The sequence below is a fragment of the Amycolatopsis sp. NPDC057786 genome (assembly GCF_042797905.1).
Lineage (GTDB): Bacteria > Actinomycetota > Actinomycetes > Mycobacteriales > Pseudonocardiaceae > Amycolatopsis.
The window spans coordinates 133,324-160,108 of the sequence record NZ_JBHVKW010000003.1 but is presented as its reverse complement, the minus strand read 5'-3'; the positions used below and the strand labels follow the sequence as shown (position 1 = coordinate 160,108).

The 26,785-nt window shown below is 69.0% G+C and carries 18 protein-coding genes; 11 read left to right on the top strand and 7 right to left on the bottom strand.

The genetic code is table 11. From position 1 onward, the window contains the following. Positions 1–2: 2 nt before the first annotated feature. The 3 genes from ACFVM3_RS03705 to ACFVM3_RS03695 all read right to left on the bottom strand — a co-directional run bounded on the left by ACFVM3_RS03705 (position 3) and on the right by ACFVM3_RS03695 (position 5,972). Positions 3–2,513 carry a transglycosylase domain-containing protein gene (locus tag ACFVM3_RS03705; protein WP_378435220.1) on the bottom strand — a complete coding sequence of 837 codons (2,511 nt, stop codon included), beginning with the start codon at positions 2,511–2,513 and terminating at the stop codon, positions 3–5. Between the two features lie 161 nt (positions 2,514–2,674). Beyond that, positions 2,675–5,062: a transglycosylase domain-containing protein gene (locus tag ACFVM3_RS03700; RefSeq protein ID WP_378435370.1), complete on the bottom strand. Its 2,388-nt coding sequence runs from the start codon at positions 5,060–5,062 to the stop codon at positions 2,675–2,677. 496 nt (positions 5,063–5,558) lie between these two features. After that, positions 5,559–5,972 carry a DUF5318 domain-containing protein gene (locus tag ACFVM3_RS03695; protein WP_378435218.1) on the bottom strand — a complete coding sequence of 138 codons (414 nt, stop codon included), beginning with the start codon at positions 5,970–5,972 and terminating at the stop codon, positions 5,559–5,561. Between the two features lie 248 nt (positions 5,973–6,220). Between ACFVM3_RS03695 and ACFVM3_RS03690 the strand changes: the two genes are divergently transcribed. Both ACFVM3_RS03690 and ACFVM3_RS03685 read left to right on the top strand, forming a co-directional pair. Further along, positions 6,221–6,766, top strand: coding sequence for a PadR family transcriptional regulator (locus ACFVM3_RS03690; protein ID WP_005168208.1), 546 nt, complete (start codon positions 6,221–6,223; stop codon positions 6,764–6,766). A 62-nt stretch (positions 6,767–6,828) separates the two neighbouring features. Beyond that, positions 6,829–7,911: an inositol-3-phosphate synthase gene (locus tag ACFVM3_RS03685; protein WP_034314293.1), complete on the top strand. Its 1,083-nt coding sequence runs from the start codon at positions 6,829–6,831 to the stop codon at positions 7,909–7,911. Between the two features lie 90 nt (positions 7,912–8,001). Here the strand turns inward: ACFVM3_RS03685 and ACFVM3_RS03680 are convergent, their stop codons facing one another. Then, a complete protein-coding gene (locus tag ACFVM3_RS03680) occupies positions 8,002–8,640 on the bottom strand; it encodes an HAD family hydrolase (protein ID WP_378435215.1) in 639 nt (212 codons plus the stop codon). A gap of 149 nt (positions 8,641–8,789) precedes the next feature. On the opposite strand from ACFVM3_RS03680, the gene ACFVM3_RS03675 reads away from it, so the two are divergent. From ACFVM3_RS03675 to ACFVM3_RS03645, 7 genes are all read left to right on the top strand, one after another. Continuing rightward, positions 8,790–10,007, top strand: coding sequence for an MFS transporter (locus ACFVM3_RS03675; protein WP_378435213.1), 1,218 nt, complete (start codon positions 8,790–8,792; stop codon positions 10,005–10,007). A gap of 98 nt (positions 10,008–10,105) precedes the next feature. Next, positions 10,106–12,148 carry a PhoX family protein gene (locus ACFVM3_RS03670; RefSeq protein ID WP_378435212.1) on the top strand — a complete coding sequence of 681 codons (2,043 nt, stop codon included), beginning with the start codon at positions 10,106–10,108 and terminating at the stop codon, positions 12,146–12,148. Between the two features lie 179 nt (positions 12,149–12,327). Then, complete coding sequence (locus ACFVM3_RS03665; protein WP_378435210.1) at positions 12,328–14,430, top strand: PhoX family protein; 2,103 nt, start codon at positions 12,328–12,330, stop codon at positions 14,428–14,430. Positions 14,431–14,557: 127 nt separating this feature from the next. Continuing rightward, positions 14,558–16,162: an SdrD B-like domain-containing protein gene (locus ACFVM3_RS03660; protein WP_378435368.1), complete on the top strand. Its 1,605-nt coding sequence runs from the start codon at positions 14,558–14,560 to the stop codon at positions 16,160–16,162. 32 nt (positions 16,163–16,194) lie between these two features. Then, entirely contained in the window at positions 16,195–16,812 is a 618-nt protein-coding gene (locus ACFVM3_RS03655; RefSeq protein ID WP_378435208.1) for a class I SAM-dependent methyltransferase, read from the top strand. Between the two features lie 53 nt (positions 16,813–16,865). Next, positions 16,866–18,593 carry a hypothetical protein gene (locus tag ACFVM3_RS03650; RefSeq protein ID WP_378435206.1) on the top strand — a complete coding sequence of 576 codons (1,728 nt, stop codon included), beginning with the start codon at positions 16,866–16,868 and terminating at the stop codon, positions 18,591–18,593. Between the two features lie 94 nt (positions 18,594–18,687). Continuing rightward, positions 18,688–19,374: an SDR family oxidoreductase gene (locus ACFVM3_RS03645; RefSeq protein ID WP_378435204.1), complete on the top strand. Its 687-nt coding sequence runs from the start codon at positions 18,688–18,690 to the stop codon at positions 19,372–19,374. Between the two features lie 292 nt (positions 19,375–19,666). Here the strand turns inward: ACFVM3_RS03645 and ACFVM3_RS03640 are convergent, their stop codons facing one another. From ACFVM3_RS03640 to ACFVM3_RS03630, 3 genes are read right to left on the bottom strand one after another with little or no spacing between them, the layout of a single operon-like run. Then, positions 19,667–20,974, bottom strand: coding sequence for an amidohydrolase family protein (locus ACFVM3_RS03640; RefSeq protein WP_378435202.1), 1,308 nt, complete (start codon positions 20,972–20,974; stop codon positions 19,667–19,669). A gap of 15 nt (positions 20,975–20,989) precedes the next feature. Then, positions 20,990–21,640, bottom strand: a complete 651-nt coding sequence (locus tag ACFVM3_RS03635) for a response regulator transcription factor (protein WP_034314268.1) — start codon at positions 21,638–21,640, stop codon at positions 20,990–20,992. Continuing rightward, positions 21,637–23,412, bottom strand: a complete 1,776-nt coding sequence (locus tag ACFVM3_RS03630) for a sensor histidine kinase (RefSeq protein WP_378435200.1) — start codon at positions 23,410–23,412, stop codon at positions 21,637–21,639. Before ACFVM3_RS03630 ends, ACFVM3_RS03635 begins: the two co-directional genes overlap by 4 nt. A 180-nt stretch (positions 23,413–23,592) precedes the next feature. On the opposite strand from ACFVM3_RS03630, the gene ACFVM3_RS03625 reads away from it, so the two are divergent. Then, positions 23,593–24,288, top strand: coding sequence for an ABC transporter ATP-binding protein (locus tag ACFVM3_RS03625; protein WP_016338261.1), 696 nt, complete (start codon positions 23,593–23,595; stop codon positions 24,286–24,288). Next, on the top strand, positions 24,288–26,537 hold the full coding sequence (locus tag ACFVM3_RS03620) for an FtsX-like permease family protein (protein WP_378435198.1): 2,250 nt from the start codon (positions 24,288–24,290) through the stop codon (positions 26,535–26,537). Before ACFVM3_RS03625 ends, ACFVM3_RS03620 begins: the two co-directional genes overlap by 1 nt. Positions 26,538–26,785 lie beyond the last annotated feature (248 nt).

The window sequence follows — 26,785 nt, the reverse complement described above, 5'->3', positions numbered from 1 at the left end:
CGCTACTCGTTGTCGTCGCCTCTGCCGCCACCTCGGCCGGGCCCGTTACCGCCTTCTTCGCCGCCGTTGTTCTCACTCGACGTAGGCGGGTTCCGCGAGCTGGACGTCTCTTCTTCCTCGTTCCGCGAAGACGACGATCCGGTGGACGGGCCGGTCGACGGCGTGCCGGTCTCGGTCGAGCCCTCGTCCTCGTCCGGCGGGGTCTGCGTCGACGGGACGGTGTTGCTGTCGTCCCCGCCGATGATCTTGACCTTCTCGAAGCGCTCCCCCGGTTTCCCGTTCAGGTACAGGGAAAGGAACTTCTGCCAGATCGGCCCGGCGATCGTCGAACCGAAGATCGACTTGCCGTTCTTGCCCTTCAGCGCCTTGTCACCGTCGCCACCGACCCACACCGCGGCCGAGATCGACGGCGTGTAGCCGACCATCCAGGTCTGCGAGTTGGCGTCCTTCGCCGACGCGGGCTCACCCGGTCGGTAGGTGTGCTGCTGGGTTCCGGTCTTGCCCGCGCACTCGTGGTTGTTGGGGCACTTGAGCTTCGAGAACGGGATGACACCCTTGAGTGACTCGGTGACGTTCCCGGCGATCTGCTTGCTCTTGTCGGCGTCGTCGGCGAACGCCGGTTTCGCCTCTTCGGGAGCCGAGTACGCGGCTTCGTCCTGCGAGTTGGTCACCTTGACGACGAAGTGCTTGTCCCGCCGCTGGCCTTCGCCCGCGAAGGTCGCGTACGCGGCGGCCATGTCCTCCGGGGTGACGGCCGTCTTGCCACCGCCGAGCGCGATGTTGTTGTCGGCGTACAGTTCGGAGACGCCCTCGGGGGCGGGTTTGATCCCGGCGTCCTTGGCGGCCTGTGCCACCGGCCCCGGCTTGGTCACGTTCACGACCATGTCGTAGAACACCGTGTTCGCGGAGCGCTGCATCGCCTCGGACACCGTGCACTGCGCCGAACACGAGCTACCGGGACCGGCGTTCCGGATCGTCTGCTTCCCGAACTGCCGGTTGTTGGAGCCGTCGAACGTCGAGTTGATGCCGCCCTTGCCGAGCTGCATGTACGCGGTGAGGTCGAACGGCTTCATCGACGATCCGGGGTTCTGCGGGGTGTTCGCCCAGTCACGGCCCTTCTGGTCCTTGCCGTCGGGCCCCTTCACGATGGACGGGCCACCGTAGTACGCCTTCACGCCACCGGTCTTCGGGTCGATGGCGACGAGCGCGTTGAGCAGGTTCTCGTCGGTCTGGCCCTTCATCCCGTCGGCCACCGCCTGCTCGGCCGCGGCCTGCGCCTTCGGGTCGATGGTCGTGTAGACCTTGTAGCCGCCCCGGTAGTAGACGTCGTCGGTGATGCCGTTCGCGGCGAGCTCTTCCTTGACCTTGTCGCGGATGAACGGGTTGACCACGCCGGCCTGCTGCTTGTCCTCCTGCGGGATCGGCGTCGGGAACTGCAGGTTCGCGCGATCCGCGGCGGAGAGGAAACCGTTCTGCACCATCCGGTTCAGCGCGACGTTCCAGCGATCGTTCGCGACCTTCGGGTTCTCCGAGCGGCCCGGCTGCTGGATGAGGCCCGCGAGGAGCGCCGCCTCGGAGGCGTTCAGTTCGCTGGCGGGTTTGCCGAAGAAGGCCTGCGCGGCCGACTCGATCCCGTACGCGCCACGCCCGAAGTAGATGATGTTCAGGTACGCCGAGATGATGTCCTTCTTCTCGTACGTCTGGTTCATCTTGAAGGACTTGGCGAGCTCGGTCCATTTGCGGGCGAGCGACGATTCGTCGTCCCCGCTGGCGACCTTGATGTACTGCTGGGAGATGGTCGAGCCACCGCCCTTGCCCGCGGTCACCTGGTTGTAGACCGCGCGCAGGATGCCGCCGATGTCGAAACCGGAGTTGGTCTCGAAGGAGGCGTCCTCGGTGGCGATGACCGCTTTCTTGACGATGTCCGGGATCTGCTCCGGCGTCAGGATCTGCCGGTTGCCGCCCTTGGGGACGTCCTTGCCCATCTCGGTGTTGTCGGCGTAGTAGTACGTCACCGCCTGGCCCTGGGTGGCCGCGACGGACTGCGGCGACGGCACGTCGACGGCGAAGTAGGTGATCACGAACGCGATCGCCGGGATGACGACGAAGAGGCAGAACAGCGCGAGCAGCACTCGCCGGATCCGTCTCCACCGGCGCTTCTTGCGCTGCGCGGGGGTGAGGATCGGCTTCCCGTTCTCGTCGGTCTCCGGGGCGTACGGCTCATCGTCGTACGGCTCGTCGTAGCCGCGGTCGGTGGTGCCGTTGTGCTCGTGGTGCGTGATGAGGTCCGGCTCGTGCTGCGGCGCGACCGGTGGCCGCTGCGGACGACGCGGTGGCGGCTGCTGCTGGGAGGGCCCCTGGCGTTGCCACGGCGCCTGTCCCGGGGGACCCTGCCGCTGCCCGTGTCCAGGGGGCGGGCCGGCGGGGCGGCGGGGCGGTCCGGCCGGGCGTTGCGGACGACGTGCGGGGTCAGGGTCCTGACCTGGCCATCCGCCGTGGGGATCGTCGTTCACTGGGGACGTCCTCCGAACCTTCCGTGGTGAGCGCGGGCCTGCGGTCGCAGGTCTCCTTCTAGTTAAGACGTATCGGAGCGGTTCAGGTTCATCGCCGGGAAGAAAAAAGGTGTGCCGGGCACTCGCCCGGCACACCTTTCAGCACCTGTTCAGCCCGATCGTCACGGATCTTCGGCGTTCGGGAACAACGGATCCGAAGTCCCCGGGCCAGGCCTCGTCGGCTTGGTGGGCTTGGTCGGCTTCGTCGGCCAGCCACCCGTCTCGGTGGTCTCGGTCGGCGAGGTGGGCGTCGTCGGCGTCGGGGTGGTCGTCGGCGTCTGCGGCGGCGTCGACGTCTCCGGCGGCTTCTGGGCCGTCGTCGTCGGCACGTACCGCGCGTCCTTGCCGATCGGCTTGACGCTGTCGAACTTCTCGGAAGGCTTGCCGGTCATGTACCGGGACATGAAGTCTTCCCAGATCGGGCCGGCGATGGTCCGGCCGTAGATCGGCTTGTTGTTCTTGTCGTGCAGCGGCTTGTTGCCGTCGCCGCCGACCCACACCGCGGTCGAGATGCTCGGCGTGTAGCCCACCATCCAGGTCTGCGCGTTGCGGTCGCGGTAGCTCGCCGGGTCGCTGTCCTTGAAGTCGTACTGCTGCGTCCCGGTCTTGCCCGCGCACTCGTGACCCTTCGGGCACTTGAGCTTCGAGTACGGGATGACCTCTTCGAGCGCGTCGGTGACGTTGCCCGCGATCTGCTTGCTCTTGTCCGCGTCGTCGCTGAAGGCAGGAGAACCCTTCGGCGTCGTTTCGTCGAACTCGACCTCGTCCTGCGAGTTGGTCAGCTTGGCGACGAAGTGCTGCTTCTGGCGGACGCCTTCACCGGCGAAGGTGGCGAAACCGGCCGCCATGTCCTCCGCGGTGGTGACCGTGCCACCACCGCCGAGCGCGATGTTGATGTCGGGGCTCAGCTTCGCCTTGCCGCCTTCGGCCTCCACCATCACGCCGGCTTCCTTCGCGGCCTTCGCCACCGGGTCGACCTTCGTCTCATTGCGGACCATGTCGTAGAACACGGTGTTCGCGGAGACCTTCATCGCCTCGGCGACGGTGCACTGCGTGCCGCAGTTGGAGCTCTCGCCCGCGTTCCGGATCGTGCGGCCGTCGAACTTCCGGTTGTTGGAGCCGTCGAAGGTCTCCCCGAGACCACGGCCCATCTTGAGGAACGCGGTCAGGTCGAAGGCCTTGAACGCCGAACCGGGGTTGTGCGGCACGTTCGCCCAGTCCATGGCCTGGACGTCCTGGCCCTGCGCGTTCTTCGTCCAGTCCGGGCCGCCCCAGTACGCGACGACGCCGCCGGTCTTGGGGTCTATCGCGACCAGCGCGTTCAGGATGTTCTCGTCCGTCTGGCCCTTCATCCCCTCGGCGACGGCCTCCTCGGCCATCTTCTGCGCCTTGGGGTCGATCGTCGTGGTGATCTTGAAGCCGCCCTGGTGCAGCCGGTCCTGGTCGTAGCCGCGGGCTTCGAGTTCGTCGATCACCCGGTTGCGGATGTGCAGGCTCAGCGTCCCGGCGTCGTCGGCCTTCGCCTGCGCCTTCGGGATGGGCTTCGGGAACTGCGCGGCGGCGCGCTCACCCTGGTCGAGCCACTTGTTCGCCACCATCTGGTCCATCACGAAGTTCCAGCGTCGCTGCGCGTACGCGTCGTTCTCGGACCGGCTCGGGCCCTGGATCAGCCCGGCGAGCAGGGCGGCTTCGGACGCGCCGAGCTCCTTGGCGGGCTTCTTGAAGTAGGCCTGCGCGGCCGCTTCGATGCCGTTCGCGCCGCGGCCGAAGTAGATGGTGTTGAGGTAGGCGGTGATGATCTCCTCTTTGGACATCTGGTTGTTCATCTTGAAGGATTTGGCCAGCTCGGTCCATTTACGGGTGAGCGTCGGCGCCTCGTTGGCCGTGGCCTTCTTGATGTACTGCTGGGAGATCGTCGAACCGCCGCCCTGGCCGCCGGTGACGTTGTTGTAGACCGCGCGCAGGATGCCGCCGACGTCGAAACCGGAGTTGGTCTCGAACGACGAGTCCTCGGCCGCGTACACGGCCTTCTTGACCACTTCCGGGACTTCCCCTGGCTGAAGCAGATACCGGCTTCCGCCGCTGGCGGGCGCGATCTTGCCCATCGGGCTGCCGTCGGCGTACATCAGCGTGATCGGCTGGCTCTGCAGGCTCGCGACGCTTTCCTGCGACGGGACGTCCACCAGGAAGTAGGTGATGACGAACGCGATCGCGGGCACCACGACGAACAGGCCGAACATCGCGTAGAGCGCCCGGCGGACGATCCGCCACCGGCGCTTCTTGCGCTGCTTCGGCGTGAGGACCTTCTTCTTGCCGTCCTGCTCGTCTTCGGCGGGCTCGTCGTCATACGGGTCTTCGCCCTCGGCGCCGAACGCCGCGCTCGGGTGACGATCGTCATAGCGATCGTCGTACGGGTCGTAGCCGTACGGGTCTTCGGTGCCGTTGTGCGCGTGGTGCGTGATGAGCTCCGGCTCACGCTCGTACGGCTCCGGCTCGACCGGCCGGACCATCGCGGTCGGCTGATCGGCCGGGGCGGGAGGACGGCGGTCGCCTGCCGGAGGCGGCGGCGGGCGGTGACCGGCGGCACCGTTGCGGGCACGCTGGTCACCGGCGGGACGCCCACCGGGCGGCGGGGGACCCTGCCTGCGCGGGGGCATGCCGTTGGGGCGGCGCGGGGCCGCGGGACGGCGGGGTTCGTCATCGGAGGGCCACTCCGGGCCACCCGCGTCACCGCCCGGCCACTGGGGGTTGGCGGCGCGGGGGGTGGCGGCGCGCGGGTTCGCCGAGCGGGGGGCGCCGTTCGGGGGAGTCCGGCGCTGGGGGCGGCGCGGCGGTTCTTCGCCCGGCCAGCCGGGTTCGTCGTCTTCGCCCGGCCATTGGGCACGGCGAGGTGCATCAGGCTCCTGGCCAGGCCAGGAGCGATTGCGATCGTCGTTCACGAAGGGGCCTCCCAGACCGGCGCTTCGGGGGACGCCGCTCTGTGGTCAACTGCGTTTTCGATACCTGTCACTGACCCGCTGTCCTCTGCGACCGGGTCCGTGGCCGGGTGGTTCCCGGATCTCCTGTTCCGAGGACGTAGGACCGCACCAGGTGGTTCCAGTGACAGCCCCCGCAGACCTCGACCTCGTAGACGGTGAACTCCGCGAAGTGCCCGTCCATCCGTACCAGTTCGTCCGGCGTCTTGGCCGATCCGGCGGCGTGCTTGAGCTCGTCGCCGTACACCCACGACACCAGGGTCAGTTCCTCCCGATGACAGACCGGGCAGTCCTGATCGCCTGGTCGGCCGTGGAATTTCGCGGCACGGAGGAGGTACGGGCCCGCGTCGCAGACGTCGTATGTGCCGACCCGTCCGGAGTGGACGCCCTTGAGCAGCGCGCGCCGCTGTAAGGCGTAGTCCACGACCTGCCGCTGGTTTCGCACGCCAACAGAGTACGGGCTCTTGCTGTGTGGTCCACGCCCCGTTGCCGGCGGGACCGTCCGTACGCGGTCGGACACGCCGACGATTCGATAACTCTCCGATGAATTTCGGCGGATTTCCCGGGTACTCGTTCGGGGTTAGCTACACCACTTCGATGTATCGGCGCGATATAGTGGGCCGGTAGGTTGACCGAGCCGGTCACGGTGGCCAACGCGACCGGTCGCGGTTTGTTCCCGGAAGGGGGTGCGGTGTGCTCGAGCTCGCGATCTTGGGGCTGCTGCACGAGACCCCCATGCACGGCTACGTGCTGCGCAAACGTTTGCACGAGACGCTCGGGATGTTCCGGACGTTCTCGTACGGCTCGCTGTACCCGACCCTGCGTCGGCTGCTTCGTGCCGGTTACCTCGTCGAGGAGCTCGAAGAGGTCGAAGACCGGGCGTGGGCACGCCGGGGCAAGCGGGTGTACAAGCTCACCGCCGAGGGCAAGGAACGGTTCGCCGAACTGCTCGGCGACGCCGGGCCGCAGACGTGGGACGACGAAGGCTTCGGCGTCCACCTGGCGTTCTTTTCGAGGACACCGGCCGACGTCAGGATGCGAATCCTGGAAGGCCGCCGTCGTCGGGTCGAGGAACGCCGTGAAGGACTTCGGACGGCAATGGCGCGGGCCGAGGAGAAGATCGACCGCTACACCCGTGAGCTGCACCGGCTCGGGCTGGAGTCCAGTGAGCGGGAGGTGCGCTGGCTCAACGAGCTGATCGCGCACGAACAGGCCGAGCAGCGTGGACCGGAGACCTGAGGCGCTCTCCGAGCGCGCTGCGCATTACCTACAACTGTTGGACTAATGAAGGAGAAACCGGCATGGGCGAGAACCGCCGCGTTCGGGTGGCCATCGTGGGCGTCGGCAACTGTGCGGCCTCGCTGGTCCAGGGCGTTCAGTACTACCGTGACGCAGATGCCGGCACTCGCGTGCCCGGTTTGATGCACGTCGTGTTCGGCGAGTACCACGTCCGCGACATCGAGTTCGTCGCCGCGTTCGACGTGGACGCCAAGAAGGTCAGCCGTGACCTGTCCGAGGCGATCTTCGCCTCGGAGAACAACACGATCAAGATCGCCGACGTGCCGCCGCTGGGTGTCACCGTGCAGCGCGGGCACACCTACGACGGGCTCGGCCGCTTCTACCGCGAGACCATCGAGGAGTCCGACGAGACCCCGGTCGACGTCGTCGCCGCGCTGCGCGAGGCCGAGGTCGACGTGCTCGTCTCCTACCTACCCGTGGGCTCCGAAGAGGCCGACAAGTTCTACGCGCAGGCCTGCATCGACGCCGGGGTGGCGTTCGTCAACGCGCTGCCGGTGTTCATCGCCTCCGACCCCGAGTGGGCGGAGAAGTTCCGCGCGGCCGGTGTCCCGATCGTCGGTGACGACATCAAGTCCCAGGTCGGCGCCACCATCACGCACCGCGTGCTGGCGAAGCTGTTCGAAGACCGCGGCGTCCAGCTCGACCGGACGATGCAGCTCAACGTGGGCGGGAACATGGACTTCCTGAACATGAAGGAGCTGGAGCGGCTCGAGTCGAAGAAGATCTCGAAGACCCAGTCGGTCACTTCGCAGGTCGACCGCGAGCTCGGCAAGGGCAACGTCCACATCGGGCCGTCCGACTACGTGCAATGGCTCGATGACCGCAAGTGGGCCTACGTCCGGCTCGAAGGCCGTGCCTTCGGCGACGTGCCGCTGAACCTGGAGTACAAGCTCGAGGTGTGGGACTCGCCGAACTCGGCGGGCATCATCATCGACGCCGTGCGCGCCGCGAAGATCGCGAAGGACCGCGGCATCGGCGGCCCGATCCTGTCGGCTTCCTCGTACTTCATGAAGTCGCCGCCGGAGCAGTACGACGACGCCACCGCGCGCGACGAGGTCGAGAAGTTCATCGCCGGCGAGGCGTGACCCTCCCCTGACGAGGGCTGAAAGCTCCCTTCACCGCATGTGACGCGGTGAAGGGAGCTTTCGTCGCATCACACGCGGTGAAGGACGCTTTCAGCCCTCTTTGAGGAGCGCTGCCGGCAGGTCGGTGATCTTCCCGACCACCGTCGTCTGCTCCAGCACCGCCGGATCCGGCGGAAAGTGCGGATTCGGCACCGCGTACACCGTCATCCCCGCGGCCAGCGCCGCGCGCAGCCCGTTGGTCGTGTCTTCCACGGCCGCGCAGTTCTTCGGCTCCGCGCCCAGTAGCTCGGCGGCCTTCAGGTACACGTCGGGCGCCGGCTTCCCGGCGCCGACCTGCTCCGACGAAACCGCCGTCGGCACCGGCAGCCGCGTGATGTCGAGGAACGCCTTGATCAGCAGCGGCGGCGACGAGCTCGCGATCGCCACCGGCCAGTGTTTCGCGACTTCGCGCACGACACCCGGCGCGCCAGGGATGATCGGCGGCTTCTCCGCGTAGCGCCGCGCCATCCGGTCGATCACCACCTGCGCGACGTCGGCGGGCCGCAGCTGGACACCGAGGTCGTGCGCCAGGTAAGCGGCCCATTCCGGGGTGCTCATCCCCTGCATCGCCCTGGTCGATTCCTCCCGCCAGGTGCCGTGGAACTCATGGACGACCGCCCGGCGGACCTCGTCCCACATCGTTTCCGAATCCACCAGGACACCGTCGAGATCGAAGATCACCGCTTCCACACCCTCAACCCTAGGCGGTGGAATCCTGTGCGGCAGATTACTTAGCCATGCTCAGTAATTTTAGTTAGCATGGCTAAGTGACCACGAGGGTCCGGACCTCGCCCTCACCAGGTCGCCGCGCGAAGACGAGAAGGAGGCACTGATCCGCGATGAGCGCTGAGCACCACTCGAGCCTGTTGGACGCCGTCAAGGGGCAGCCCAAACAGGTATGGATCACCGCGTTCGCCGCGGTCATCGCGTTCATGGGCATCGGGCTCGTCGACCCGATCCTGCTGTCGATCGCCGAAGGCCTGAAGGCGACGCCGTCCGAAGTGACCCTGCTGTTCTCCAGCTACCTCGGCGTCCAGGCGGTCGCGATGCTGGTGACCGGTGCGATGAGTGCCCGGTTCGGGGCCAAGCGGACCGTGGTCGTCGGGCTGACGCTGGTCGTCGTCGCCACCGCGCTGTGTGCCGCGTCCGGGTCGATCGAGCAGCTCATCGGGCTGCGCGCGGTCTGGGGGCTCGGCAACGCCTTCTTCATCGCGACCGCGCTTTCGGTCATCGTCGGCGCCGCGACCGGCGGCCAGGCGGGCGCGATCCTGCTGTACGAGGCCGCGCTCGGCGTCGGCCTCGCGGTCGGCCCGCTGCTGGGCGCCCTGCTCGGCAGCATCTCGTGGCGCGGCCCGTTCCTCGGCACTTCGGTGCTGATGCTGTGCGGTCTCGTGCTCTGCTCGATCTTCCTGACCGGCGACGCGAAGGAGAAGCGGCCCAAGATCCGCCTGCTCGACCCGTTCCGCGCGCTCAAGCACGGTGGGCTGCTGCGCACGTCGATCGGTTCCGCGCTCTACACCGCCGCGTTCTTCGTGGTGCTGGCCTGGTCGCCGTTCGTGCTGGAGTGGAGCGCCGTCGCCGTCGGCCTGATCTTCTGCGGCTGGGGCCTTTCGGTCGCCGTCGCGGGCGTGGTGCTGGCGCCGAAGCTCGCCGCGAAGCTCGGTGAGCGGCACGCGACCGTGGTCGCCGTCTTCGGTTACGCCGTCTTGCTGCTGGTCATGGCGATCCCGAGCAAGCCGGTGCTGGTCGTCGGCATCATCCTGTCCGGTCTGGTGTCGGGCCTGCTCAACACGCTCTTCACGGGTACGGCGATGTCGATCAGCGGCGCTCCGCGTCCGGTCGCGAGCGCCGGGTACAACTTCTGCCGCTGGCTCGGTGGCGCGGTCGCGGCCACCGTCGTCGGTCACCTGGCCGAGTGGTTCGGCGCCAAGCAGGCTCCGTTCGTGATCGCCGCGATCCTGTGCGTGCTGGCCGGTGCCCTCCTGACGATCCGCGAGAAGTCCGCCGACTCGCACACGATTCCGGCCGAGGCGGTCCTCGTGGGCGAAGAGATGTAAATCGGAACAAAGGGTGAACGCCGGACCAACGAGGGGTTTCCTCTCGCCGGTCCGGTGCCTTAGCGTCGACCTCCCGAACTGCCTGACCGGAGGTCCGCGTGAAGTTCCTTCCGTTGCTGGCCGGCCACTCACCAAGCCGGGCGTCAGTGACCTGTACCTACCGCTGTGGCGACGCGTGCTTCCACGACGCGCCGAACACCTCGGACAACCACACCTTCGCCGACGTGCTCGGCGCGGTGAGCCGCCGCGGCGCGTTGAAGGCGACCGCCGTCGTCGCGCTGGCCGCTGGTACGCCGCTCGCGCTCGCCGGGCCCGCCTCCGCGGCCCCCGAGGGCCGTCCGAAACCGCCACCCGGCACCGACTACGAGCGGGTCCAGCCGAACACGCTCGACGCCGTCGTGGTGCCGGAGGGTTATGAGCAGGGCATCGTGATCCGCTGGGGTGACGCGGTGCTGCCCGGCGCGCCGGAGTTCGACTTCGACCACCAGACCGCCGAGGCGCAGGCGAAACAGTTCGGCTACAACTGCGACTTCGCCGCGCTGCTGCCGCTCGACCACTGGGGGCTCTCCGCGCTCCTGGTCACGAACCACGAGTACACCTCGGAAGAGTTCATGTTCCGCGGTTACGACCGGGACAACCCGACCGAGGAACAGGTCAAGATCGCGTGGGCGGCCCACGGGCTGACCGTCGTCCAGGTGTCGCGCGGACGCGACACCGGGCACCTGCGGCCGAAGATGTCCCGCTACAACCGGCGGATCACCCTGCACACGCCGTTCAAGGTGACGGGACCCGCGGCGGGAAGCGACCTGCTCAAGACGGCCGCCGATCCCACCGGCACGGTCGTGCTGGGCACGATGAACAACTGCGCGGGCGGCGTCACGCCGTGGGGCACGATCCTGTCCGGCGAGGAGAACATCAACCAGTACTTCGGCAACGCGGACACGGTGGCCGACCCCGTCAAGCGCAAGCGCTACGCGCGCTACGGCATCAGGGGCACCGCGACCACCCGCAAGTGGGAGCGGTTCGACGCGCGCTGGGACATCGCCAGGGAACCGAACGAGGCCCACCGCTTCGGCTGGGTGATCGAGCTGGACCCGAACGATCCGGACAGCACCCCGGTCAAGCACACGCATCTGGGCCGGTTCAAGCACGAGACGGCGAACATCCGCGTCGCCAAGGACGGCCGGGTGGTCGCCTACTCCGGTGACGACGAGCGCTTCGAGTACATCTACAAGTTCATCTCGAAGGGCCGGATGAAGCCGGGCGACAGCGCGCACGCCCGGCGGCACAACATGACCCTGCTCGACGACGGCACCCTGTACGTCGGCCGGTTCACCGGTGACAGCCCGCCGTCCGAGATCGACGGCACCGGGAAACTGCCGAGCGACGGCGAATTCGACGGCGGCGGCGAGTGGATCCCGCTGGCTTCGGGTAACAAGTCCTTTGTGGACGGAATGACCGCCGAAGAGGTCTACGTCTTCACGCGCGAGGCCGCCGACAAGGTGGGTGCCACCAAGATGGACCGCCCGGAGGACATCCAGGCGCATCCGCACACCGGCCGGATCTACTGCGCGCTCAGCAACAACGTCGAGCGCGGCAACCCCGGCAAGGAAGGCGCGACCGAGCCCAACCCGCGGCTGAACAACAAGCACGGTCAAGTGCTGGAGCTCGAAGAGCGTCGCGGGGACGCGCTCGCGCTGACCTTCAGTTGGCGGCTGTTCCTCGTGTGCGGCGACCCGGCCTTCCCGGACACCTACTTCGCCGGCTTCCCCAAGGATCAGGTCTCACCGATCTCCAGCCCGGACAACGTCGCCTTCGACCGGCACGGCAACCTCTGGATCTCCACCGACTCGGCGGGCGCCCTCGGCATCAACGACGGCCTCTACTCCGTACCGCTCGAAGGCCGCAACCGCGGGGAGCTCAAGCTGTTCCTCACCGTGCCCCGCGGCGCGGAGACCTGCGGCCCGATCGTCGACCGGAAGATCGTCACGGTCTGTGTCCAGCATCCGGGTGAAGTGGACGGCGCGAACGCCGACAAACCGGCCTCCCATTGGCCGGACGGCGGCGAAACCCAGCCACGCCCCTCGGTGGTGACGGTGTGGAAACCCGGCAGGCATGGCCTGGCGGACATCGGTTCTTAGTCGAAAAGCAACGATCTAGCAGTACTTTTGGTCGATGGCGCGCTGTCCGGCTCGGCAGCGCGCCATCGCTCGTTCGCGCGCTGTTCATCTTCTGGCCAGAGCTGGATCGTTTTGGTCGCTTACCGTCACGACGTTCCCCCGACTGGACTACGTGTACCCACCGCGACCATGGAGGCCCTGTGTCCTTCGAGCCTCAGCGGCTGCTGCCGTTGATCACCTCCCACCCCGGTGGCCGCTCCGCGGTCACCTGCGAGTACCGCTGCGGCAACGCGTGCGCCCACCCCGAGCCGAACACGTCGGACAACGAGTACTTCGGCGACGTCGTCAAGAACATGGTGTCCCGCCGTGGCGCGCTGAAGGCGAGCGCCGTGATGGCCGCGGCCGCCGGCGGTTTCGCCGCGCTGTCCGGCACGGCCGCCGCCGAGACCCCGGCTGATGTTTCCGCCGCGGGTCACGGCAAGCCGGGCCGCCCCGGACGTCCGGTGCCCGGCACCGACTTCGAAGCGGTGCCGCCGAACACGCTCGACGCGGTCACCATCCCCGAGGGGTACGAGCAGCGCGTCGTCATCGGCTGGGGCGACGCCGTCGAGTGGGGCGCGCCGAAGTTCGACTTCCACAAGCAGACCGCGGCCGCGCAGGCGAAGCAGTTCGGCTACAACTGCGACTTCGTCGGCCTGATCCCGCAGGATCCGCTGGGCATCCGCAACCTCATGGTGGTGAACCACGAGTACACCACCGAGGTCCACATGTTCCCGGTCGACCAGTACGACCCGAAGAACCCGACCGAGGAGCAGGTCAAGATCGCGTGGGCCGCGCACGGCCTTTCGGTCGTCCAGGCCTTCCGTGACCCGATCGGTGGCGCCCTGCGCGTGACGCCGAGCCCGTTCAACCGCCGCATCACGCTGAACACCCCGTTCGAGGTGCGCGGCCCGGCCGCCGGTTCGAAGTACCTCAAGACCTCCGCGGACCCGACCGGCCGCAAGGTCTTCGGCACGCAGAACAACTGCGCCGGCGGCGTGACCCCGTGGGGCACCGTGCTTTCCGGCGAGGAGAACGTCAACCAGTACTTCGCCAACGCGGCCAAGGTCACCGACCCGGTCGCGGCGGCCCGCCTGAAGCGTTACGGCTTCTCCGGCACCGAAAGCACCCGCAAGTGGGAGCGGTTCGACAAGCGCTGGGACCTCGCGCAGGAGCCCAACGAGGCCAACCGCTTCGGCTGGGTCGTCGAGATCGACCCGAACGACCCGAACTCGACGCCGATCAAGCACACCGCGCTCGGCCGGTTCAAGCACGAGGCCGCGAACGTCAAGATCACCAAGGACGGCCGCGTCGCCGTCTACTCGGGTGACGACGAGCGCTTCGAGTACATCTACAAGTTCGTTTCCAAGGGCAAGTACAAGCCGGGCAAGAGCGCGCACGCGCGTCGCCACAACTCGGCGCTGCTCGACGACGGCACGCTGTACGTCGGCCGGTTCACCGGCGACAGCCCGGCCGCCGAAATCGACGGCACCGGCAAGCTGCCTTCCGACGGCGAATTCGACGGTGTCGGCGAGTGGATCCCGCTGGCCGCCGGTGACAAGTCCTTTGTGGACGGTTTCACCGCCGAAGAGGTCTACGTCTTCACCCGCGAAGCCGCGGACAAGGTCCAGCCGACCAAGATGGACCGTCCCGAGGACATCGAGCCGAACCCGGTCAACGGCCGGATCTACGCGGCGCTGACCAACAACAGCCAGCGTGGCCCCGCCGGCAAGGCGAACGTCGACGAGGCGAACCCGCGGCCGAACAACCGCAACGGCCACATCCTGGAGTGGGAAGAGGACGGCGGTGACGCCGCGTCGACGAAGTTCTCCTGGCGGCTGCTGCTCGTCTGCGGTGACCCGAAGACGGCGGACACCTACTTCGGCGGCTTCCCGAAGGACCAGGTCAGCCCGATCTCCTGCCCGGACAACGTCGCGTTCGACCGGCACGGGAACCTGTGGATCTCCACCGACGGCAACGCGCTCGGCTCGAACGACGGCCTGTTCTCGGTCCCGGTAACCGGGCCCCAGCGCGGTCAGGTCAAGCAGTTCCTCACCGTGCCGAACGGCGGTGAGGCCTGTGGCCCGGTCGTGACCGATCACCTGGTGCTCGTCGCGGTCCAGCACCCCGGTGAGGACGCGCCGAACTCCGGCAGCCCGGTGTCGCACTGGCCGGACGGCGGCACTTCGCAGCCGCGGCCGTCGATCGTTTCGGTGTGGAAGAAGGGTCGCTGGGGCCAGGTCGGCCGCATCGGCGTCAAGTAGCCGCCTCCGGCGCCCCGATCACTCTCGGCGAGACTTGTTCTGCCTGATCGGGGCGCCGGACGACACCGTTCGGTGATTACGGAACCCTGCCGCGCTCATTAGCTTCAGCCCTGTGAAAAGGGCACTGGTGTTCATGACGGCAGGCGCACTCGTGGCGGGTCTCCTGCCCGCGTCCGCGCGGGCCGCGACCGTCCCGTCCGGCTGCACCGGCGGCGCCGCGCCGAACCCGAGCGTCGAGCAGGGCAGCCCGCCCGTCGGCTACACGTTCAACCCGGCCGCCCCGGTGCCTCCCGGAACGCCGAGGAGCAAGCAGCCCCGCCTGTCGACGGCCGGCGGCTACCAGCCCGACGGCGGCAAATACGCCCTGATCTCGACGCCGGACAACATGGTCAGCACCGCCTACGCGGCGATGAAGTTCGTGCCCGGCGCCGTCTACACCCTGACCGACTGGACCGGCACGAACGACGTCAACCTCCGGCGCGGGGACGCCGTCCAGGAGACCGGGCTGCGGTTCTACGACGGGTCCGGCAAGGTCGTCCTGGAGAACAAACTCAAGGTCGTGCACGCGGTCGAGGCCGATGGCAAACTGGCCCGGCAGGACTTCCCGCCGTCGATCGCCCCGCCGTCGGCCGGTTCGGTGAAGTTCTTCGCCGCCACCGACCGCAACTGGATCATGTGGGACTGCGTCCACCTGCGGGTCGACTCGTTCTCGGCGAAGGCGGAGGTGCGGGATCCGGCGAGCGGCGCCTGGGGCGCCACGGCCACCCTCGAGGCGGGCACCACCGCGAACTACCGCTTCACGGTCACCAACGACGGCACCACGACGCTGACCGCCATCAAGGTCGAAGACCCGTACTGCGACGTCCAACCCGTCCCGATCGCGACCCTGGAAGCCGGCAAGTCCGCGACCGTCACGTGTGACCACAAGAACGTCACCGAAGCGGACAACGGCCACGTCAGCACCGCGACCGTCTCCAGCGGAACGTTGCCGAAGAAGACCGCGACCACGACCATCAAGGTCACCCCGCCGCCCGCGATCGACGAGATCGGCGAGTTCGTCTGGAACGACCTCGACCGCGACGGCCTGCAGGACTCGGGGGAGCCGGGCGTTCAAGGCGTGAAGGTGACTTTGAAGGACGCGTCGGGCACGGCGCTCGGGACGCTCAGCACCGGCGCCGACGGCAAATACCGCTTCACCAAGCTGAAAGACGGCATCTACCAGGTCTGCTTCGACATCGCCGGGCTTCCCTTCACGTACACGGCGAAGGACGCGGGCGACGACGCGAAGGATTCGGACGCCGACCCGGCGACCGGCTGCACCGCGACCACTACCGTCGGCCCTCGCAAACGGATCGACCTGACACTCGCCGCAGGTCTCGTCGCGCCGGGGAGCAGGCTGGGCGACTTCGTGTGGCTGGACAAGGACAAGGACGGCCTCCAGAGCCGCGACGAGCTCGGCGTCCCGGATGTGAAGGTGACGCTGAAGGACGCTTCCGGCAAGGAGGCGGGCTCGACCGTGACGGGGCCGGACGGGCGGTACGCCTTCGAACGGGTGGTTCCGGGCTCGTATCAGGTGTGCTTCGACGTCGGCTCGCGTCGGCTGACGAAGTCCGGCGCCGCGCATCACGACGGCACCGACTCGGCGGCGGACCCCGCGACCGGCTGCACGCCGGTGGCCTCGCCGTCGGCACCGGAGGATCTGACCAGGGACGCCGGGCTGATCGATCCGTGAATTGTCGGTGGTTGCCGCTAACGTCGCTCACCGTGACTTCCCATCTCGACGCCACCCGCGAGTCCTACGACACCGTCGCCGAGGACTACGCGGCGCGGATCGGACCGCTCTTCGACCAGGAGCCGATCAGCCGCGCGATGCTCGCCGCGTTCGCCGAACAGGTGCGCGGCCCGGTCGCCGACGTCGGCTGCGGTCCCGGCCACGTCACCGCGCACCTGGCGTCGCTCGGCCTCGACGTCGTCGGTGTCGACTTGTCGCCGAAGATGGTCGAGATCGCTCGTCGTCAGTATCCCGACCAGCGGTTTTCGGTCGGCTCGATGACCGCGTTGGATTTCCCGGACGGCGAGCTGGGCGGTCTCGTCGCCTGGTGGTCGATCTTCCACCTGCCACCGGAGGAGCTCCCGGCGGTGTTCGCGGAGTTCCGCCGCACGCTCGTGCCCGGTGGGCAGGTGCTGCTCGGGTTCCATGTCGGAGACGAGCGGCTGAGCCCGGAGACGGCGTACGGCCACCCGGTCACCTACGACGCCTACCTGCTGGATCCCGGCCGCGTCGCGGAGTTGCTGGGGCAGGCGGGCTTCGCGGTCACCGCGCGGCTGGCCATGGAAGGGAGGAAATGGCCACAGTCCTGCCTGTCCGGCCGCGCGGTTTGACTCGCGGGTCGCGGACCTGATCTCCTGCGCACGCAACCGAGGCGGGCGGGGCCATGACGCAGACGAACACGACGACGGGTGAGAACACGCCCGACTGGCCTTCGCGCGCCTGGTACCTGAGGCCGTCGACCTGGACTTGGTTCGGGTTCGGCCTGGTGTTGATGGTCTACGCCGACCTGGCCTGGCGCCGCCGCTGGATGAGCGACGACGGGCTGATCGTGCTGCGGACGGTCCGGCAGATCCTCGCGGGCAACGGGCCGGTGTTCAACGTCGGCGAGCGGGTCGAGACCAACACGAGTCCTTTGTGGACGGCCGTGCTGAGTGTGCTCGGGCTGATCCCGGGGGTGCCGCTGGAGTGGGTCTCCGTGGTCACCGGGCTGGTCTTCTCGGTCGCCGGGTTGTTCTTCGGCCTGGACGGCGCGCGGCGGCTCTATCAGCCGCTGGCGTTCCATGGACTCGCGCCCGCCGGGGCGCTGGTGATCTGCGCGCTGCCGCCGTTCCGCGACTTCGCGACGTCCGGGCTCGAAACCGGGCTGATCACCTTGTGGCTGGGCGGCACCTGGTGGCTGCTCGTCCGCCGAACGTCCACAATGGACGATCTGCGCACCTGGCCGGTCGCGCTCGTCGCCGGCCTGGGGCCGTTGGTGCGGCCCGATCTCGCGCTGTTCAGTGCCGTCGCCCTGGTGGCGTTGCTCGTCCTCGCGCGGCCGAAACGTCGCCGCATCGTGGGCCTGATGGCCGTGGCTGCCGCGCTTCCGTTGGCGTATCAGGTGTTCCGGATGGGCTACTACGGTCTGCTGACGCCGAACACCGCGCTGGTCAAGGAGGCTTCGGAGGCGAACTGGGCCCGTGGATGGGCGTACCTCGCCGACCTTGTCCAGCCGTACTGGCTGTGGCTCCCGCTGCTGCTGCTCGCCGCCGCGGTCGTCACGGTCTCGTCCACTATGGACAAGACCTTCGTGGTGCTCACCGCGGTTCCGGTGGCCGGAGCGGTGCTGCTCGCGGGGTACGTGATCCGGGTCGGCGGGGATTTCATGCACGGGCGCATGCTGCTCCCGGCGCTGTTCTGCCTGCTCCTGCCGGTGCTGGCCCTGCCGGTGACGAGGGTGACCGTGTCGCTTCTGGTCGCCATCGGGATCTGGGCGTTCGTGGCCGCCGCGTCGCTTCGTCCGGCGTACTCGGCGTCTCCGCGCGCCGTGGGTGTCACGGACGAGCGAGCGTTCTGGTCGCGGTCGACCGGGCACGAACATCCGATCCTGGCGGAGGACTACGCCGGTCACCCGCTGATGCCGTCGGCGCTGGCGGCCGTCCGGGGCGTGGAAGGTCCGGCGGTGCTGATCCAGGACTACGCGACCAGGCGCTGGTACGCGTACCCGTCGGACCGGCCGTACGTGACCGTAGCGGCGGACAGCATGGGCGCGCTCGGCCTGCTGATCCCGCTCGACATGCGGCTGCGCGACGGTTACGGCCTCGCCAACCCGTTCGCCGCGCATTCGACGTCGCTCCCCGGCGGCCGCCCCGGCCACCAGAAATGGCTGCCCCCGGTGTGGGAGCTGGCGAATTCGGCGCGGCTCCCGATCGCCGAGGGCGGCCCGGTCCGCGGCGAGGACGTCGCCGCCGCCCGAGCGGCCCTCGACTGCCCGGCTCTCGTGGCGATCGACGCGTCGGTGCGGGCTCCCCTGACGTTCGGCCGCTTCGCGGACAACCTCACCGGTTCCTTCACCCGCGGTTCCGTGCGTTTCCCGAGGGTGGCGACGCCTCCCGTCGTGTGCGCCCCCTGATCACGCGAGTTACGCCTCCAATCACGCGAGTTCGCCTTCCAATCACGCGAGATACGCTTTCGAGCCCGCGAGACCGCCGTACTAGCGTGGCGTCATGGCTGATCTCCCCTTGGCTCTCGTCACCGGCGCCACCCGCGGTATCGGTGCCGCGGCCGCCCGCGCGCTCGCCCCGACCCACCGGTTGCTGCTCGGCGGCCGCGACGCCGACGCGCTCGGCGAACTGGCGGGCACACTGCCCGAGGCGAAGCCGTGGCCGATCGACCTGACCGACACGGAGACACTGGAGACGGCGACGGCCGAAATCGGCGAGCTGGACGTGCTGGTGCACTCGGCGGGCGTGGCGCGGCTCGGCACCGTCGAGACCGCGACCGACGCCGACTGGCGGGCGAACTTCGAGGTCAACGTCCTCGGCGTCGTCACGCTGACCAGGCTGTTGCTGCCCGCGCTGCGTGCTTCGAAGGGGCACGTCGTCGTGATCAACTCGGGCGCCGGGCAGAACGCGCGGCCGGGCTGGGGCCCGTACGCCGCGAGCAAGTTCGCCGTCCGGGCTTTCGCCGACTCGCTGCGCGAGGAGGAGTCCGCGCTCCGGGTGACGTCGATCTACCCCGGCCGTACGGACACCGAAATGCAGCAGGCGATCGTCGCCGACGAGGGCCGCGCGTACGAACCGGAACGCTTCCTGCGCCCCGAATCCGTCGCGGCCGCCGTCCTCGCCGCGGTCTCCGCCACCGGTGACGCGCACCCGACCGAGGTGATCCTCCGGCCGCGCGGCCTGGTCTGACCCTCGCGTTCCCGGAGGTTCCCAATGTCGCATTCGAGACGCTCAGCGCCCCAAATGCGACATTGGGAACCCGCTCTCTTCGCCGCCGGCCCGTGCCTTGCGCCCAATGTGGCACCGGGGCCACTCAACGTCCCCCATGCCACATTGGCCGCGCGCCCCAGTTGTCCACAGCCCCTCACCGTTGTGGACAACCAGCCCCTGACCAGCACTTTTCCCGGGGCCTGCCCGGCCACCCCCGATAGACTGGCCTCGGGGCCGCCCCCTGGGACGGGTGGGGGGCTGCGTAAGTGAGTTAAGAGCGCAGGCGCGCGGAGGTGTGGGCGACTTCCGCCTGCACCTTCGCGCGGTCCACCCGCAGGGGTTCGCCGTCGCCGACGACCTGCTCGCCCGCCACCCACACGTCACGAACGCGGCGCGAGCCCGCGGCCCACACCAGGTTCGCGAGCAGTTGCGTGTCGGGCACGTCGATGCCGGTCGCGAAGGCCGGGTCGTCGAGGTCGACGTGCACCATGTCCGCCCACCGGCCGGTTTCCAGCGCGCCGATGTCGGTCCGGCCCAGCGCGTCCGCGCCGCCGCGGGTGCCGAGCAGGAACGCGTCCGCCGCGGTCAGCACGGTCGAGTCACCGGTCGCGAGCCGCGCGAACATCGCCGAGAGCTGCAATTCCTCCCACAGATCGATGTCGTCGTTCGACGCCGGGCCGTCGGTGCCGAGCCCGACGGCGACGCCCGCCTTCCGCAGCTCCGTCACCCGGGCGATGCCCGAGGCGAGCTTCGCGTTCGATCCGGGACAGTGCGCCATCCCGACGCCGCGCGCGGCGAACAACGCGATGTCCTCGTCGGACAGGTGGATCGCGTGCGCGGCCAGCGTCCGGCCCCGCAGCATCCCGACCTTCTCCAGCAGCGCGGGCACCGAACCGTGCGCTTCACGCTGCTTGACGTCTTCGAGCGCCGCCTCGGCCACGTGGATCTGCACCAGCGCGCCACGCTCGGCCGCCGATTCCGCGGTCGCCCGCAGCGCTTCCTCGTTCAGCATGTACGCCGAGTGCGGCCCGTAGCCGACCTCGATCCGGTCGCCGGGCCCGAACCGGAGACCGTCGGTGTCGATCCAGCGTTCGATGCTCTTCAGCATCGCGCGCCAATCCATCCCCGGCAGTTCCATGATCGGCGGACCCAGCACCACCCGGCCACCGGTGGCGAGCACCGCGTCGGCGAGCTGCTCGCCTTCGAAGTACATCTCCGCGCTGGTCGTGACGCCGTGCCGCAGCATCTCGATCGAACCCAGCGTCATGCCGGTGCGGATGTCGGCGGGCTCCAGCTTCGCCTCGGCAGGCCAGATGATCTCTGTCAGCCACGGCAGCAGCGGCAGGTCGCCGCCCATCCCGCGCAGCAGCGTCATCGGGCTGTGCGCGTGCGCGTTGATCAGACCGGGCAGGAGGATGCCGCTCAACCGGGTCACGGGAGCGGACGTTTCGGGGGCCCCGGTCAGGGGACCGACATGGGTGACGCGGCCCGTCTCGTCCACGTCGACCACGGCGTCACGCAGCAACGAGCAAGCGGGGTCGGCGGGGAGAACGACAGGAGCGTGGAAACGGCGTTGCATGAAGGGAGCTTACTTTCAGTCCACGACGCCGCTCCGCCACGCCCAAGCCGCGATCTCCACCCGGTTCCGCGCGCCGACCTTGCCCTGCACGGACGCCAGATGCGTCTTCACCGTGGACAGCGACAGGAACAGCTCGGCCCCGATCTCGGTGTTCGTCAGCCCCTTCGCGGCCGCCTTGACCACATCCAGCTCTCGCGCGGTCAACGGCTCCGAAGGCGGGGTGACGTCGCGTTTCACCGCTCCGCCGTCGAAATGCTTCAGCAGCCGGACGGTGATCTGCGGCGACACCAGCGCGTCCCCGCGCGCGGCCGCCCGCACGGCTTCGATCAGCAGCGCGGGCCCGGCGTCCTTCAGCAGGAACCCGCTCGCGCCGTTCCGCAGCGCGGTGTGCACGTACTCGTCGAGGTCGAACGTCGTGACCACCACGACCTTCAGCGGATCGGCGACGTCCGGGCCCGCCAGCTGCTTGGTGACCTCGAGACCGTCGATCCCCGGCATGCGGATGTCCAGCAGGCAGACGTCCGGCCGCAGTTCGCGCGCCTTCGCGACCGCCGAGACGCCGTCCGGTACGTCGGCGACCACCTCGATGTCGTCCTGCGCGTCCAGGATCATCCGGAAGCCGATCCGCACCATGTCCTGGTCGTCGGCGATCAGTACCCGGATCACTCTTCTCCTTCAAGTGGTAGCCACGCTTCGACGCGCCATCCGCCGCCCGGCGCCCGTCCGGCGGAGAGCCGGCCGTGCAACAGGGCGACCCGTTCGCGCATGCCGATCAGACCGTAGCCGCCCGACCCGCCGGCCGGACGGCCCTGTGTCTCTCGCCCGTCGTCGGTCACCTGGAGGTGCAGTTCGTTCTCCTTCACCTCGGCGATGACCAGCGCCTCCTTCGCGCCGGACGCGTGCTTGCCGATGTTCGTCAGCGACTCCTGCACCAGCCGCAACGCCGATCGCCCGACCTCGTGCGGCACGTTCGGCGGCAGTTCGAGCTTCATCGACGTCTTCACGCCGTGGTTGGACCGTTCGATCAGCGTCCGCAGATCGGCGGCGAGATCGGTGGTGGCCTGTTCGCTGAACTCGCTGCTCCCGGCCGGGGCGTCACCGCGCATACTTCGCACGAGCCGCCGCATCGCCGCGAGCGCCTCCACCCCGGCGTCCTCGATCCGGCCCATCGCCTCGACCGCGACCTGCGGATTCTTCTCGCCCATCATCTTCGCCGCCTGCGCCTGCACGACGATCCCGGTGACGTGGTGGGCGACGACGTCGTGCAGTTCCCGCGCCAGCGCCATCCGCTCCGACGTCTGCGCGTCGCTGATCGCCGACTGGATCACCTGCGTGCGTTCCGAATCCCGTGACCGCAGCGCCAGGCCGATCGCCACCGAGATACCGAGCAGCAGCAGCGCGGCGACGACGAGGCCGGCGATGTCGTCCGGGTCGGTCATCAGCCGGGGCGTCGGCCGTTTGGTGTTCAGGATGGCGGCCACCGCGACCACCATCGACAGCCCGGCGATCCGGGACGCGGCCTTGCTCAGCCCGACCGCCCGGACCAGCGTGACCACCAGGCCCATCCCCGCCACGACCTGCGTGCCCGGCACGCCGCCGGGGGTCGGGTAGTCGTAACGGAGCCGGAGGAACGGTGTCACCAGCGCCGAAAGCAGCATGACCGCGGTGAGCGCGACCATCGCGTCGGCCGGCCGCCGTGGCGCCGCGATCGCGATGATCGCCGCGACGATCGAGCAGACCAGGATGGGGAAGCCGTGTGCCCCGCTCTCGTAGGTGAAGCCGAACTCCAGGATCAGCGCGACGCCCAGCAGGCCGATGAGCGGCCATTGGCCCATCACCAGCTTGTTGAGCTTCTGCAGCTTCTCGTAGTTCTTCGGATGCGCCGTCCGGTCGCGTCCGGGGATCGCGAAGAGCAGTGTGCCGCCCAGCAGGAGTCCGCCGAACAGCATCGCCTGCGCCATGGTGCCGTTCGACTCGCTGCCGGAGTAGTACCGGCCGGACACCGCGGTCAGGGTGGCGAGCACCAGGCCGGTGATCACGGCGAACGCGACACCCGGCCGCGTCCGGCGCGCGGCGTAGAACAGGACCTCGACCCCCGCCACCACCTCGGTGATGGACAGGTGGGCGAGCACGCTCGAATAGGTCGGGATGTCGAAATACCGGACGACCAGCGTGTACGCCACCAGCACGACCGAGGCCGCGACGGCGGCGACGGCGGCCCGTTTCTGTGCCCAGAGCGCGCAGAACACCATCGCGAAGATGCCGGGGAAGAGCAGAAGATCGATCCCGCGCGGGCCTGTGTCGTCGAAGGCGGCGTCGGTCACGAAGACCAGGTCGAACGCGAGCGCGGCCAGCAGGACGACGGCGGGCATGCCGATACGTCGCGCGAGCGCACTCACCCGCGCGGGGAACTTGTTCTGGGCCGGACCTGCTGTCACACCGTGACGGTAGAGGATCGGCCGCCGTCCGCACCTTGGCCGACCGGCCCGAGCCGGGTCGGCCGATCGGCCGATGCGCGAGTGATCAGCACTGGCCGTCTGCCCGAAGTGGACACCGGCGGTTCACCGCGAAGCTCTTTCCCGAAGCAGAACACAAGTGACTGACTAGGGAGAATCACGGTGGTAGATCCACAGTGGACAGGGCAGCCGGTGCTTTCGGGCCGCGGGCTGGTGAAGCGGTACGGCACGCAGCACGCGCTGGCCGGGATCGACATCGACATCCAGGCGGGTGACGCGGTCGCCATCGTCGGGCCTTCCGGCTCGGGCAAGACCTCCCTGCTGCACGTGCTCGCCGGGATCCTCCGCGCCGACTCCGGGCAGATCTTCCTTGCCGGACAGCGGGTCGACCAGCTCAACGAGCGCAAGCGCAGCGAGCTGCGGCGCACCGAGTTCGGCTTCGTGTTCCAGTCCGGCATGCTCGTCGCGGAACTGAGCGCCGAGGAGAACGTCGCACTGCCGTCGCTGCTGGGTGGCAAGGGCCGCAAGGAATCCATCGAGGCGGGCCGCGAATGGCTGGCGAAGCTCGGCCTCGCGGGCAAGGAGAAGCGCCGCCCCGGTGAGCTTTCCGGTGGCGAGGCGCAGCGCGTCGCGATCGCACGGGCGCTGACCCACCGGCCGAAGGTGATCTTCGCCGACGAGCCGACCGGCGCGCTCGACACCCGCACCGGCCGCGCCACCATGGACGCCCTGCTAGCCGCGGCCGCCGACAGCGGTGCCGCCGTGATCGTGGTTACTCACGACCGCGAGCTCGCCGAAGCCATGCCACGCACCGTCTCCATCCGGGACGGCCTGATCGCGACGAGGCTGGCCGCCTGATGAACAGCTTCCAGCTGGCCATGCGGGTGCTCCGGGTCGACCGCCGGACCCGCACTTCGGCCATCCTCACCGCGGTCGGGGTCGCCGTCGCGACCAGTCTGGTGCTTCTGCTGGCGTCCCTTCCGGGTGCCACGCAGGCCCGCTCCCAGCGGGCCATCTGGCAGGACATCGGCAGCTACTACTCCCAGTCCGGCGAGAGCCAGGGGCCGGCGCCGCTGCTGATGGCGGCCAACAAGGACTTCTCGGGCGACCGTGAGATCACCCGCGTCGACATCGCCTTGACCGGCACTTCGCCGATGCTCAGCCTCCCGCCGGGCATCCCGCGGCTGCCCGCTCCCGGCGAGTCGATCGTCTCCCCCGCCCTCGGGAAACTGATCCAGTCGACGCCGCAGGCGCAGCTCGGGGACCGGTTCGGCAAACTCGTCGACGCGCTCGGACCCGAATCGCTGATGTATCCGGAGCAGCTGGTCGCCGTCGTCGGCCACACCCCGGAGTCGATGCCTAAGACGGCGATGGCGGCGGACGGCTTCCCGAACAAGGAGGCGAAGCCCGATCCGCTGCTCGAACTGCTCGCCTGGGTCGGTGTGATCGTCCTGCTCGTGCCGAGCCTGGTGCTCGTCGCGTCTTCGGCCAGGCTCACCGCCGCCCGGCGTGAGCTGCGGATGGCGGCGCTCCGGCTGGCCGGGGCGACCCCCGGCCAGGTGACGAAGATCGTCGCCGCCGAGACGGCGTTGTCCGCCGTGGTCGGCGCGCTGCTCGGCATCCTCGTGGCACCGGCGCTCCAAGGCCTCTCGACGTTCGTCCCGTGGGGCGGCGGAACGTGGCTCGCGTCGGACTTCAGCCTGACGATCGGCTCGACCATCGCGGTCGCCGTGGCGATCCCGCTGCTGGTCGTCCTCGCCGGGGTCCTCGGCATCCGCCGGGTGCTGAAGACGCCGCTGTTCGCGGCTTCGGCACACGCTCGCAAGCCGTTGCACTGGTGGCGGCTGCTCGCGGTCCCGGTGGCCGGTGCCTTCTTCCTCTTCGCGGTCGCCCAGGACGACGCCAGCTTGCCGATGGTGATGCTCGGACTGTTCCTGCTGGTCGGGTCGGCGGCGATCATCGGACCGTGGGTCACGTCGGCGGTCGGGGGCACGTTCGTCCGGGTCTGGCGCAAACCGGCGTCACTGCTTGCCGGCCGCAGGCTGCGCGACGACCCGAAGAGCGCCTACCGCGCCACCGCGGGTGTCGTGCTGGCCGTCTTCACCGGCTCGATGGCGCTCACCCTGCTGCCGTCGTTCGAATCGATGGCGGGCGGCGGCCGGACCTTCAAGGACAACGTCCTCTACGCCCAAGCCGACGCGGCCCAGGCGCAGCAGGTCGCCGACCAGACCAACGCCTCCCTCGCCCGCTACGGGATCACCGAGAAGGCCGTCTCGGTCGGGCAGGTCTACCTGTCCACCGGCGAACCGGGCACCCGCTCCCAGAGCTTGAACCGGGCCTTCGTGATGACCTGTGAGGACGCCACGAAACTCCTGCGGGTGAACATCGGCGGTTCCTGCCAGCCGGGTCCTGCGATCTACAGCAGTTATCAGATCAACCCTGCGGAGTACCGCGTGCTGTCGGAGTACGACAAGGCCGGTCCGCAGCTGGATCCGAAGACTCCCGTGCACCTTTTCCCCAAGGGCGACGAGGACACGTCCAGCACGGTCGTCATCGACCCGGCCCTGGTCCCCGCGGGGGTCACGCCGGAGCGCTTCGACGTGATCGTGCCGACCACCGCGGAGAACGCCGAGGTCGTGCGGACCGCGCTGGTCGGGGCGGCACCCGGTCAGGAGGTCGGCAGCCGTGGCCTGCACCTGATCGGTCAGCAGCAGGAGCTCGGAGACCTGCGCCGGGTCACCGTGATCGGCCTGATCGCCGCCGGCGTGCTCGCCGGGTGCAGCGCGGCCGTGGCGACCGCGGGCTCGGTGATGGACCGCCGCCGCACCTTCGGGGCGCTCATCGCGGCCGGGACACCGGTCCGGGTGCTGGCGAGGGCGCTGCGAATGGAAGCGGCCCTGCCCGCGATGGTGGCCACCCTCGGCGCGGGGGCGGTCGGGATCGGCGTCGGCATGGGGCTCTACAGCCTGGTCGAGAAGGACTCGGTCGTGCTGAGCCCGTGGCTGCTGGCGCCCGTGGTGCTGGGAATCGGGGTGGCGTTGCTCGGGGCATCCGTCTCGACCCCGGCGCTCAAACGGGTGCAGTCGGAGCCTCTGGCCGACGAATAAAAAGTTCGCCCGAATGGCGTCATGGCGCCTGGGCGGGCAGGTCTCGTGGGTGGAGTCGGTGGTGATCCACCCACGGGCCGGGTGCCCGGTCGTCTCTCTGTCGGGGGAGGGACGAACGGGCACCGGGGACGCGCAGGGGGCGTTCCGAGGCGCGGGGGTGTGAAGAAAGGGCCGGTCAGGGACGTGGGGACGTCCTGGCCGGCCCTTTCTGTGTCTCGTGAGCGGAAGGCTGGGGAGTTGCGAACGTG